Origin of the sequence: Rahnella sp. PCH160 (genome assembly GCF_047784855.1) — a bacterium.
Taxonomy (GTDB): Bacteria; Pseudomonadota; Gammaproteobacteria; order Enterobacterales; family Enterobacteriaceae; genus Rahnella.
Genome location: NZ_JBLOGT010000001.1, coordinates 4,490,988 through 4,503,612 on the forward strand (window position 1 = coordinate 4,490,988; position 12,625 = coordinate 4,503,612).

10 protein-coding genes are annotated in these 12,625 nt (G+C 56.0%); 6 read left to right on the plus strand and 4 right to left on the minus strand.

The genetic code is table 11. The annotated features are described in order from the left end of the window. The first annotated feature begins 27 nt into the window (after positions 1-27). From kdpB to kdpE, 4 genes are read left to right on the plus strand one after another with little or no spacing between them, the layout of a single operon-like run. On the plus strand, positions 28-2,094 hold the full coding sequence (kdpB, locus tag ACM5QY_RS20985) for a potassium-transporting ATPase subunit KdpB (RefSeq protein WP_416122527.1): 2,067 nt from the start codon (positions 28-30) through the stop codon (positions 2,092-2,094). Positions 2,095-2,124: 30 nt separating this feature from the next. Continuing rightward, complete coding sequence (gene kdpC, locus ACM5QY_RS20990; protein WP_416122946.1) at positions 2,125-2,718, plus strand: potassium-transporting ATPase subunit KdpC; 594 nt, start codon at positions 2,125-2,127, stop codon at positions 2,716-2,718. An 11-nt stretch (positions 2,719-2,729) separates the two neighbouring features. Further along, entirely contained in the window at positions 2,730-5,432 is a 2,703-nt protein-coding gene (kdpD, locus tag ACM5QY_RS20995; RefSeq protein ID WP_416122528.1) for a two-component system sensor histidine kinase KdpD, read from the plus strand. After that, positions 5,429-6,118, plus strand: coding sequence for a two-component system response regulator KdpE (gene kdpE / locus ACM5QY_RS21000; protein ID WP_416122529.1), 690 nt, complete (start codon positions 5,429-5,431; stop codon positions 6,116-6,118). Before kdpD ends, kdpE begins: the two co-directional genes overlap by 4 nt. On the opposite strand, the gene ACM5QY_RS21005 is transcribed toward kdpE, so the two are convergent. The 3 genes from ACM5QY_RS21005 to seqA form a co-directional block, all read right to left on the minus strand. Further along, entirely contained in the window at positions 6,108-6,848 is a 741-nt protein-coding gene (locus tag ACM5QY_RS21005) for a PadR family transcriptional regulator (RefSeq protein ID WP_416122530.1), read from the minus strand. The two genes, kdpE and ACM5QY_RS21005, sit on opposite strands and share 11 nt — an antisense overlap. 173 nt (positions 6,849-7,021) lie before the next feature. Then, positions 7,022-8,665 (minus strand): phosphoglucomutase (alpha-D-glucose-1,6-bisphosphate-dependent), encoded by a 1,644-nt coding sequence (gene pgm / locus ACM5QY_RS21010; RefSeq protein WP_416122531.1) that lies wholly within the window; start codon positions 8,663-8,665, stop codon positions 7,022-7,024. A 24-nt stretch (positions 8,666-8,689) separates the two neighbouring features. Beyond that, positions 8,690-9,244, minus strand: coding sequence for a replication initiation negative regulator SeqA (gene seqA / locus ACM5QY_RS21015; protein WP_104922916.1), 555 nt, complete (start codon positions 9,242-9,244; stop codon positions 8,690-8,692). 242 nt (positions 9,245-9,486) lie between these two features. Here seqA and ybfF point away from each other — a divergent pair, with 242 nt between their 5' ends. Then, complete coding sequence (gene ybfF / locus ACM5QY_RS21020; protein ID WP_416122947.1) at positions 9,487-10,275, plus strand: esterase; 789 nt, start codon at positions 9,487-9,489, stop codon at positions 10,273-10,275. Positions 10,276-10,530: 255 nt separating this feature from the next. Next, positions 10,531-10,812: a LexA regulated protein gene (gene ybfE / locus ACM5QY_RS21025; protein ID WP_104924773.1), complete on the plus strand. Its 282-nt coding sequence runs from the start codon at positions 10,531-10,533 to the stop codon at positions 10,810-10,812. A gap of 67 nt (positions 10,813-10,879) precedes the next feature. Here the strand turns inward: ybfE and ACM5QY_RS21030 are convergent, their stop codons facing one another. After that, complete coding sequence (locus tag ACM5QY_RS21030) at positions 10,880-12,544, minus strand: methyl-accepting chemotaxis protein (protein ID WP_416122532.1); 1,665 nt, start codon at positions 12,542-12,544, stop codon at positions 10,880-10,882. Positions 12,545-12,625 lie beyond the last annotated feature (81 nt).

Sequence of the window (12,625 nt, forward strand, 5' to 3'; positions counted from 1 at the left end):
GAATTAATGAATATAGAGATTAATAAAATGAGCCGTAAACAACGTGCATTATTTGAACCTCAACTGATCCGCACCGCCCTGCTGGATGCGGTGAAAAAGCTGGATCCGCGCGTTCAGTGGCGCAACCCGGTGATGTTCGTGGTGTATCTGGGCAGTATTCTGACCACGATTATCTGGCTGGCGATTCTGTCGCACCATACCGACGGCAGCGCCGCTTTTACCGGCAGCGTGTCGCTGTGGCTGTGGTTCACCGTGCTGTTTGCCAACTTCGCCGAAGCACTGGCGGAAGGCCGCAGTAAAGCGCAGGCGCAGAGCCTGAAAGGCGTGCAGAAAACCAGCTGGGCGAAGAAGATTTACGAACCGCGCCCGGAATCACCGGTGATCAAAGTCGCCGCTGACAGCCTGCGAAAAGGCGATTATGTGCTGATCGAAGCCGGTGACACCGTACCGTGCGACGGCGAAGTGCTGATAGGCGGCGCGTCGGTGGACGAAAGCGCGATTACCGGTGAATCCGCACCGGTGATCCGCGAATCCGGCGGTGACTTTTCTTCCGTCACCGGCGGGACACGCGTGCTGTCCGACTGGCTGGTGGTCGAGTGTTCGGCGAACCCCGGCGATACGTTCCTGGATCGCATGATTGCCATGGTTGAAGGCGCGAAACGTCGCAAGACGCCAAACGAAGTGGCGCTGACCATTTTGCTGGTCGCGCTGACGCTGGTTTTCGTGCTGGCGACCGCGACGCTGTATCCGTTCTCGCTGTTTAGCGTCGACGCCAGCCACGCGGGCATTCCGGTGACCGTCACCGTTCTGGTTGCGCTGCTGGTTTGTCTGATCCCGACCACCATCGGCGGTTTGCTGTCGGCCATCGGCGTGGCGGGGATGAGCCGCATGCTGGAAGCCAATGTCATAGCCACCAGTGGCCGTGCGGTGGAAGCCGCCGGTGACGTAGATGTGCTGCTGCTGGATAAAACCGGCACCATCACGCTGGGTAACCGCCAGGCATCGCAGTTCCTGCCCGCCCCTCAGGTGACGGAACAGGAACTGGCCGATGCCGCGCAGTTATCGTCGCTGGCCGATGAAACGCCGGAAGGCCGCAGTATCGTGGTGCTGGCAAAACAACGCTTTAATCTGCGCGAACGCGATATCCATTCGCTGAACGCCACCTTTGTACCGTTCTCTGCGCAAACCCGCATGAGCGGCGTGAACGTCGGCGACCGCAATATCCGTAAAGGTGCGGTAGACGCCATTCGTCGTCATGTGGAATCCAACGGCGGCACGTTCCCGAAAGCGGTCGACGGGCTGGTGGAAACCGTGGCGCGTAAAGGCGGTACGCCGCTGGTGGTCGCGGAAGGCGCGAAAGTGCTGGGCGTGGTCGAGCTGAAAGATATCGTCAAAGGCGGCATCAAGGAACGTTTCGCCGAGCTGCGCAAGATGGGCATCAAAACGGTGATGATCACCGGGGATAACCGTCTGACCGCCGCCGCGATTGCCGCCGAAGCGGGCGTGGATGATTTCCTGGCTGAAGCCACGCCGGAAGCCAAACTGGCGCTGATCCGCCAGTATCAGTCGGAAGGCCGTCTGGTCGCGATGACCGGCGACGGCACCAATGACGCCCCGGCGCTGGCGCAGGCTGACGTGGCGGTGGCCATGAACTCCGGTACGCAAGCCGCGAAAGAAGCCGGGAACATGGTGGATCTGGATTCCAACCCGACCAAGCTGATTGAAGTGGTACACATCGGCAAACAAATGCTGATGACGCGCGGTTCGCTGACCACGTTCAGTATCGCCAACGACGTCGCAAAATACTTCGCGATTATCCCGGCGGCCTTTGCGGCAACGTATCCGCAACTGAACGCGCTGAACGTGATGCACCTGACGTCACCGTCGTCGGCCATTATGTCCGCGGTTATTTTCAACGCCCTGGTGATTGTGTTCCTGATCCCGCTGGCGCTGAAAGGCGTGAGCTATAAAGCCATGAGCGCCGCCTCGCTGTTGCGCCGTAACCTGTGGATTTATGGCGTGGGCGGCCTGCTGGTGCCATTTGTCGGCATCAAGCTGATTGACATGATTTTGACTGTTTTGCACCTGAGCTGAAGTTTACGTTAACTGTCTGAGGAAACTATGATGTCTGTAACCCGTACTGCTTATGTCCGCCCTGCTCTGGTGATGACCGTTCTGCTGACGCTGGCCACCGGTGTGGCCTACCCGCTGCTGACCACCGGCGTTTCTGAGCTGGTATTTCGTCCGCAGGCGATGGGCTCGCTCATCGAGGACGGCAGCAATAAACTCGTGGGTTCCGCGCTTATCGGCCAGAATTTCACCCGCAATGATTACTTCTGGGGCCGCCCGTCCGTGACGTCGGATTCACCCTATAACGCGATGGCGTCCGGCGGCAGTAATCTGGCCGCCAGTAACCCGGCGCTGGATCAGGCGGTAAAAGACCGCGTGGCAGCGCTGCGTAAAGCCAATCCGCAAAGCCCGGCGGCGGTGCCGGTCGATCTGGTGACCGCCAGCGGCAGCGGGCTGGATCCGCAAATTTCCGTTGAAGCCGCGCAATGGCAGGCACCGCGAATTGCCGCCGCGCGCGGGCTGCCACTGGCGCAAGTGAATAAATTAATTGATGATAATACATCATCCCCGCTGATTGGTTTTCTGGGGCCGGACGTGGTGAACGTGCTTGGCCTCAACCGGGCGCTGGATGAGCTGAAAGCAAATTAATTAAGGAAGCTATGACCACTGAGGATAACCGCCCGAACCCCGACAGCTTATTAGCACTTGCCAATGAGAAGCCGCGCGGGCAACTGAAAGTCTTTTTCGGCGCCTGTGCGGGCGTCGGGAAAACCTACGCCATGTTGCAGGAAGCACAGCGTCTGCGCGCCACCGGCCTCGACGTGCTGGTGGGCGTGGTGGAAACCCACGGGCGGCAGGAAACACAAATGCTGCTGCCCGGCCTGTCACAGCTCCCGCCTAAACGCATTCACCACCGTGGCCGTCAGGTTTATGAATTTGACCTCGACGCCGCGCTGGCCCGCCGCCCTGCTCTGATCCTGATGGATGAACTGGCGCACAGTAACGCCGCCGGTTCACGCCACCCCAAACGCTGGCAGGATGTCGAAGAACTTCTCGATGCCGGTATCGACGTATTTACCACGGTGAACGTTCAGCATCTGGAAAGCCTGAACGATGTGGTCAGCGGCGTGACCGGGATTATTATTCGTGAAACGGTGCCCGACCGTTTATTTGATGACGCCAGCGAAGTGGTGCTGGTGGATTTACCTCCCGACTCCCTGCGTCAGCGCCTGAAAGAAGGCAAAGTTTATATCCCCGGTCAGGCCGAACGCGCCATCGAGCACTTCTTCCGCAAAGGCAATCTGATCGCCCTGCGCGAGCTTTCCCTGCGCCGCACCGCCGACCGTGTGGACGATCAGATGCGGGAATACCGCGACGATCAGGGCGTCAGCCGCGTCTGGCATACCCGCGATGCGCTGCTGTTATGCATCGGTCATGGCGGAGGCAATGAGAAATTAGTCCGCGTGGCCTCAAGAATGGCGGCGCGTCTGGGCTGCGTGTGGCACGCGGTGTATGTCGAAACGCCGCGTCTGCACCGTTTGCCGGAAAGTCAGCGCCGGGCGATTTTGCATTCACTGAAACTGGCGCAGGAGCTCGGCGCAGAAACCGCCACACTGTCCGATCCGCAGGAAGAACAGGCGATTTTGCGTTACGCCCGCGAACATCGTCTGGGCAAGATCATGATTGGCCGTCGCCGGGAAAAACGCCGGCGGTTCAGCACCAGTTTTGCCGATAAGCTGGCCGACATCGGCCCGGATCTGGATCTGATTGTCGTCGGTCTGGAAGATACTCCCGCCAGTTCAGCCCGAAAAGAACAAGATCCCCGGACTTTCGTTGAACGTTTCAGCCGCCAGATCCGTGGATGTTCGCTGGCCGTCGCCCTGTGTGCGGTGATCACGGTGCTTTCACAATGGCTGGTGCCCGCGTTCGATCAGGCCAACCTGGTGATGGTGTATCTGCTCGGCGTGGTCATTGTGGCGCTGTTTTATGGCCGCTGGCCGTCAGTGCTGGCGGCTGTGATCAACGTTGTCAGTTTTGATCTGTTTTTCGTCCAGCCGCGCGGATCACTTGCGGTCACGGACGCGCAATATCTGGTGACGTTCGGCGTCATGCTGATCGTCGGGATTTTGATCGGGAATCTCACCGCCGGTGTGCGGTATCAGGCGCGCATCGCCCGTCATCGTGAAAAGCGCGCGCAGCATCTTTATGAAATGTCCAAAGGGCTGAGCCAGTCGCTGACGCCGGAAGCCGTCGCGCAAACCAGCCGCCACTTTATTTCCTCCAGCCTGAATGCCAAAACGGCCATTTTGCTGCCCAATGAAAACGGTGAACTGGTGCAACCCGCCGGTGAAGTCACCTCGATTGTGGTGGACGACGCCATCGCCCGCTGGAGTTTTGATAAAAAACTGCCCGCCGGTGCCGGGACCGATACCCTGCCCGGCGTGCCGTATCAGCTTCTGCCGCTGGTGGCCTCGGGCGAATCGCGCGGGTTGCTGGCGGTTGAGCCACCGAATATCCGTCAGCTTCTGGTGCCGGAACAACAGCGGCTTTTGCAGACGTTTACAGTGCTTGTCGCCAACGCGCTTGAGCGCCTGCATCTGGCGGCCAGTGCGGAATCATCGCGTCTGGAAACGGAGCGTGAACAACTGCGCAACTCGCTGTTGTCCGCGCTTTCCCACGATTTACGTACCCCGCTTACCGTTCTGTTCGGACAGGCGGAAATCCTGACGCTAGATCTGGCGTCCGAAGGCTCGAAACATGCGCCACAGGCCAGCCAGATCCGCCAGCAGGTTTTGAGCACTACGCGGCTGGTGAATAATTTGCTGGATATGGCGCGTATTCAGTCCGGCGGTTTTAATCTGCGCAAAGAGTGGCAGTCGGTGGAAGAAATCACCGGCAGCGCCCTGCGGATGCTGGAACCGGTATTGGCCTACGATACGATTAAAATCGATTTGCCCGCCGAAATGGTGCTGGTGAATTGCGATGCCAGTCTGATCGAACGGGTGCTGATCAATCTGCTGGAAAATGCCCATAAATATGCCGGTGTCGGCGCAACTATTGGCATCAAAGCCTTGCCACTTGGCGACTGGCTGGAAATCGAAGTCTGGGATAACGGGCCGGGAATTCCGGAAGGCGCGGAACATGCGATTTTCGAGAAATTCGCGCGCGGCAATAAAGAATCCGCCATTCCGGGCGTGGGTTTGGGATTAGCGATTTGTCGTGCCATTATTGAAGTACACGACGGACGGATTTGGGCTGAAAATGGCCCGGACGGCGGCGCGCGTTTCCGCTTCAGGCTTCCGCTGGAAGCACTGCCTGAGATGGAAACGGATATGGACACTGACATCGACGAGGCAACGTGAGCGCATCCCCGATAAATATTTTAATTGTGGAAGACGAGAAAGAAATCCGCCGCTTTTTGCGCACGGCGCTTGAGGCGGAAGGATTGCGGGTATTTGAAAGTGAAACGCTGCAACGCGGGCTGATTGAGGCCGGCACCCGGAAACCGGATCTGGTTATTCTGGATCTCGGTTTGCCTGACGGCGACGGCCTGACCTACATCCGGGATTTGCGCCACTGGAGCGCCATCCCGATTATTGTGTTGTCGGCCCGTACCCGCGAGGAAGATAAGATTGCGGCGCTGGATGCCGGTGCCGATGATTTTCTCACCAAGCCGTTTGGCGTCGGTGAACTGCTGGCGCGCGTGCGTGTGGCGCTGCGTCGTCACGCGGGCAATTCACAGGAAAGCCCGCTGATTACCTTTGCTGACGTTACGGTGGATTTGATCAACCGCCGCGTACAGCGCAGTGGCGAAGATTGTCATCTGACGCCGATTGAGTTTCGCCTGCTGGCCGAACTGCTGGCAAACAGCGGCAAAGTCATTACTCAGCGTCAGTTACTGAGCCACGTCTGGGGCCCTAATTACGTCGAACACAGCCATTATCTGCGCATCTACATGGGGCATTTGCGCCAGAAACTGGAGGCCGATGCCACCCGTCCACGTCATCTGCTGACGGAAACCGGTGTGGGTTATCGCTTTATGCCTTAGGGGCAACTGGTGCGTCAGTGTCGGGCTTTTCATCCGCAAAAGCGGCTTCAATATCGCCGGCGGCCTGCTGCAAAATTGCGTTCACACGCACCACCTGCTCCGGCGTAATATCAGCACGCATCATGTTTCCGCGCAGGGCGTGTTTCAAACGTTGCATGGTTTCATGGATCCCTTCTGCCAGATTATTGCCACGCGGGCGGGAAGCTCCGGCCAGACGGGCGAAAATCACATCGACAGCGGCCTGATGTTGCGCCAGTTCCGTTTTCCCGGCTTCGGTAATCTGGTAGCTTTTGCGGCCATTGCCGGTCGCGACGGCCTCGAGGAAATCCTGTTCTTCGAGCAGTGTCAGCGTCGGGTAAATCACGCCAGGGCTGGGCACGTACAGGCCGGAAGACGCTTCTTCAATCGCTTTGATCAGCTCATAACCGTGACTCGGTTTTTTCGCCACCAGCGCCAGCAGCACGCGGCGTAAATCACCGTGCTCGAACAGACGATGCGCACCGCGATCTCCGCGACGGCCTTCACCGCGCCCGCGACCTTCACCTCTTTCACCACGACGCCCTTCGCCGCGTTCTTCACCACGATGACGACCGTCCCGGCGCAGCGCATGACGCTCGCTGTGATCCCCGTTCTGACCGTCAAAAGATGACTCATGGCGGCAATGACCGCGACGCCCTTCTTCTTTGCTACCGTGACCGCGATGGCGGCCTTCAAACATTTTGCTAAACATCGTTGATGTCCTATTTAGATATATCGAATTATTTCGATATATCTAAACTAGATCGGATTTCAGGATCTGGCAAGTCTGAATGTGCATTTAGATATATCTTTTTTACATCAAAATTTTGAGCAAAAAAAAAGCGCTGAATAATCAGCGCTTTTTGATGCAGTTAAGAAACGGTGTTATTTAGCGTCGGCGAGGACTTTGCTGACGATTTCCACGGCTTCTTTCTCGATTTGTTCACGGTGCTCTGCGCCGAGGAAGCTTTCACAATAGATTTTGTACGCTTCTTCGGTACCGGACGGACGTGCGGCGAACCAGCCGTTCTTGGTCATCACTTTCAGACCGCCGATAGACGCGCCGTTACCGGGCGCGTTTGTCAGACGGGCGGTGATCGGGTCACCGGCCAGCGTGTCGGCTTTGACCTGTTCAGGGGAAAGTTTGGACAACGCGGCTTTCTGTGCGTGAGTCGCAGGCGCCTGAATACGGTTGTAGCTTGGTGCGCCAAAACGGGCGGCCAGTTCGTTGTAATGTTCCTGCGGGTTTTTACCGGTCACGGCCGTAATTTCTGCCGCCAGCAGGCACATGATGATCCCGTCTTTGTCGGTGGACCACGGCGTGCCATTGAAACGCAGGAAAGAAGCCCCTGCGCTTTCTTCGCCACCAAAACCGAAGCTGCCGTCAAACAGACCATCCACAAACCATTTGAAACCAACCGGGACTTCGACCAGTTTACGGCCTAAGTCTTCAACAACGCGGTCGATCATCGCGCTGGATACCAGCGTTTTGCCGACGGCGACGTCTTTGCCCCATTGCGGACGGTGCTGGAACAGATACTGAATCGCCACCGCCAGATAATGGTTCGGGTTCATCAGACCTGCAGGCGTCACGATACCGTGGCGGTCATAATCCGGGTCGTTAGCGAAAGCCAGATCGAATTTATCACGCAGCGCCAGCAAACCGGCCATCGCGGATTCAGACGAGCAGTCCATGCGGATCACACCGTCGTGGTCGAGATGCATGAAGCGGAAAGTCTGATCGACTTCATCGTTCACCAGCGTCAGATCCAGTTTGTAATGCTCTGCGATACGCTTCCAGTATTCGATACCGGAACCGCCGAGAGGATCCACACCCAGTTTCAGACCCGCTTTCTGAATCGCGGCCATATCAACGATGTCGGTCAGCCCTTCAATAAATGGCTGAACCAGATCCTGCGCCACCAGATGGCCACTTTTCCACGCCAGATCCAACGTCTGACGCTTCACGCCTGCGAGCTTAGCCGCCAGCAATGCGTTGGCGCGTTTCTCAATCACAGACGTCAGATTGGTATCTGCCGGGCCGCCGTTGGTCGGGTTGTATTTAATCCCGCCGTCTTCCGGTGGATTGTGCGAAGGCGTGATGACGATGCCATCCGCCAGTGCGCCGCCTTTGAGATTGTGCGTCAGAATCGCGTGAGACACCGCCGGGGTCGGGGTGAAACCGTTATCTTCCTGCACAATGACGTCAACGCCGTTGGCCGTCAGCACTTCCAGCACAGAGATAAACGCCGGTTCGGACAGCGCGTGGGTATCTTTCCCCACGTAGCACGGGCCGGTTGTGCCCTGCTCTTTACGCACTTCAGCAATCGCCTGCGCAATCGCCAGGATATGTGCTTCATTAAAGCTGTGACGCAACGCGCTGCCGCGGTGACCGGACGTACCGAATTTCACGGCATGTGCCGGGTTTTGCGGGTCCGGTTGCAGAACGTAATACTGTGACGTTAACTGCGCCACATTGATCAAATCGCTTTGCTGAGCAGGTTGCCCTGCACGGGGGTGATTAGCCATTGGCGTTTCTCCCTGACGCTGAAATTAGAGGGTGCCGCACACTTTTTCAGTCAGTTCCGGCGGGAACTGCATGAGCTGCATGATGTGTTCGATCATGCTGCGTTTGCGACCTGTGTTGGTATTCGTAATGACCCAATACGACGTTCCGGGAACGTGTTTAGGCTTGGTATGAATGCCGTTTTGCAGCAGAGTTTGCTGGTCACCGGCAAAATAGGTACGCGTGCGGCCGGTCAGAGACTCGGTCGCTGCGCCAAATTCTTTTGGGTTCAGGCAATACAAGGTCGACAGGATCAGCATAAAACGGTTAACCGCTTTGGTCTGCTCTGCATATTCGTCAGACAGCAACAGTTCGCGCACGGCACGGACTTTTTCACGCGACGTCGGCGCGGCGGCGGCGACAGGTTTTTCCTGTACGACGGTTCCGGCAATCACCGCTGGCGTTACTGGCGCGGCAGGAGCGGTCTGGCCGGCAGTGAACTTCAACATACGGCGCAAAATATCAGACGCACTTTCACCGATGGCTTGCGTGTGGCTGGCAATGTAGCGGTAGAGTTCTTCGTCAACCTCAATAGTTTTCATCTTTATCCAGTACTGTTTTTTCTACTAAATTCATTCAAAAGGATTATACAAATTTCTACGCAGTAACAAACAGGGGAATTGCGCCGCGAAGCAAAATCCAGACTACTTCCCGATTTTGCTGCATGCTGGCTCCGGCCCGCTTCGTTCCCGGTAGTCAAATCCCGCTCAGGCATCGGGCAGAAAACTTTCCGTTTTAAAAATTATCCGCCACTCATGATAACCTAATGAGATTGTTTATCTGTATGAACTTCGCCATGAAATTACATTATCGCCTGCAAGAACCTGAAGTCGCTGGCAGCGATGCGCTGCCGGTTCTCCTGATCCACGGACTGTTCGGAACCCTTGATAATCTGGGCGTGCTCGCCCGCGACCTGAAACAACAGCATAGAGTGTTGCAGGTTGATTTGCGTAATCACGGTCAGTCCGGGCGTTCACCGGAGATGTCTTACGCCGCCATGGCGCAGGATTTACGGGAAACGCTGGATGACGTCGGTTTCCAAAAATGCATTGTTATCGGCCATTCCATGGGCGGAAAAGCCGCCATGGCACTGACGGCGCTCATCCCGGATCGCATCGAAAAGCTCATTGCCATTGATATCGCGCCGGTGGACTATCACGTCCGTCGTCACGATGAGATTTTTGCCGCCATTAATGCCGTGACCAACGCCGGAATACGCGACCGCGCTTCCGCCACCGAATGTATGCAGCACGCTATAAAGGAAGATGGCGTCATTCAGTTTTTGCTGAAATCCTTCCAGCAGGGCGAATGGCGCTTCAATGTGCCGGTTCTGCTGAGCGAGTATGCAAAAATTGTTGGCTGGGAAGAGGTTCCGGCGTGGAAGCGCCCGGCACTGTTCATTCGTGGCGGGGATTCGCCTTATGTGCAGGATGCGTATCGCGAAGCGATTGGCCGTCAGTTCCCGCAGGCAAAAGCCTATGTGGTCGCCGGAGCCGGTCATTGGGTGCATGCAGAAAAACCCGATGCGGTGCTTCGCGCTGTGCATCGTTTCATCGATTCGCCTGTGGTTTAACATCCTGGGGATAAATTGTGCAAAAAGTCTGCACAACATCGAAAGTTAACATGAAATCAGGGCTATTAAGCGTTGTGAACCCCAGGCGCGCCAGTGTATGATTGCGCGCTATAATTTTGCCGCCCCGTTTTACTCAAAGTGAGTCGCGGGGGGTGAATTGGGTCAGGGTTTCTTAGCCCGAAATGTGTGAAACGCTCGTCAGGAACCGGCTTGCCGTTTTCCGATGTAAAAACTTCCCTGGTTGTACCGCTACCTATGGCAAAAGAACAACTGGATCGCACGACGATTGATCTGTTCGCAGATGACCGCCGTCCGGGGCGTCCAAAAACGAATCCGCTTTCCCGTGATGAACAGCTCAGGATCAACAAGCGCAACCAGTTACGCCGCGATAAAGCGAGCGGTCTGCGTCGCGTAGAGCTGAAAATGAACGCCGATGCTGTTGATACCCTCAATAAGCTGGCAGAAGAACGCAATATCAGTCGTAGCGAACTGATTGAAGAGATGTTGCTGTCGCATCTTAACGGTCAGGAAGGCTGATAAAAAAGCGGATAACCTTTCCCGGTTATCCGCCTGTTTTCTTTCCTTTTACGCCTTAACTCTCACCTCAGAACGTTTCCCAGTTTTCACTGCTTTTCGATGTCAGCATACCGGTTGCAGGCCGTAACAACGGCTGAGAAACCGTGCCCGCAGGCCGTTTTCCGACATTGGTGATGCTGTCTTTTAGCTTAAACGTCGCGACGGCGTTGTTCAGCAATGAAGCCTGTTCTTCCAGAGAAACAGCGGCATGTGAGGCTTCTTCCACCAGAGCTGCGTTCTGCTGCGTCACGCTGTCCATTTGTGTCACCGCAACGGCAACCTGACTGATGCCTTTGCTCTGCTCATCAGACGCCGAGGCGATTTCCGCCATGATATCCGTGACATGCGTAATCGAACGCACCACTTCATTCATCGTCTGACCGGCGTTTTCCACCAGTTTAGAGCCGCTGTCGACGCGGGAAACGGATTCGCTGATAAGCGATTCGATTTCTTTCGCCGCCTGCGCGCTTCGCTGTGCCAGATTTCGGACTTCGCTGGCAACGACCGCAAAACCACGCCCCTGCTCGCCTGCGCGCGCGGCTTCTACCGCGGCATTCAGCGCCAGAATATTAGTCTGGAAGGCAATGCTGTTGATAACAGACGTGATTTCAGCAATTTTCTTCGAGCTGCCGGAGATATCTTTCATGGTGCTGACGACGTCAGCCACAATGTTACCGCCTCTCTGCGCGGTAGAAGACGCCTCCATGACCAGCTGGCTCGCGTGATGCGCGTTATCCGCGTTGTGTTTCACCGTGGCGGTCAGTTCTTCCATGCTGGCGGCTGTTTCTTCCAGTGCGGACGCCTGCTCTTCGGTACGGGAAGATAAATCGTTATTCCCGGCGGAGATTTCGGACGCGCCCTGATAGATATGGTTCGTACAGTTACGGATGGTCTGAACGGTATTTTCCAGACTTGACTGCATGTCATTGAGTAACGGAATCAGTTTGCCTGCACAATTTTTGCCGAACTCTTCGAGATAATGCGTCAGATCACCGCTGGCGATAACGGCGAAGTGATTGCGGATTTTATCCAGCGGTTTCACCAGCGCCATCACCAGATAGCGGTCAGTCAGCAGAAGAATAATCAGGCCGATGGAAAAAGCCGTCAGCAGGATGACTTTGCTGTAATAAGTCAGATGGTTGGATTTTGTCTGAGCAGCCTGAAAATCTGTGGCAATCTGCCCGCTGACCGTCGACATTGACGTGCCAAAATTACGGCTCAGTGCGGGAACCGTATCGTTGGACAGCTTGTTATAAGCATCAAAATTCTTGCTGCTTGCTGCCGCATACAAAGGTGCGACACCCTGTGTTACCAGCGTTTCCCAACTGGAGATCAGCTCCTGAACTGAAGCATCTTCCAGACCCGGATGCGGCGCCGTTTTAAAGCTTGTCAGAGCCTGAGAAAGGCCATCAAGGGATTGTTTTGCCGTATCAAAAATTTCCGGCCCTTTAGACGGGTCGGCCTGAAGCTGTGATACGGCACGGCTTAAGCGGGTAACGGTGCGAAAGTACTGATCATTTCCTTTGCTGATCAGCGCCATATTGTTGACCAGCTCAGAACTGCTCTTGGTATTTTGTGTCAACGTATTCAGTGAAGTGACGGTGTAAAGGGAGACCCCTGCCCACATGACGCAAAAAATGCCAAGAATGGTTAATAAAGCGGCCCTGATGGTGATATTTTTTAAAAACTGCACGATATGCCTCTCTCGAAACAAAGTTGTTTCTGGTCTGAGGATTGACGGGGATGCGGAGAATCAAGACAGGTAGCCAGCAGG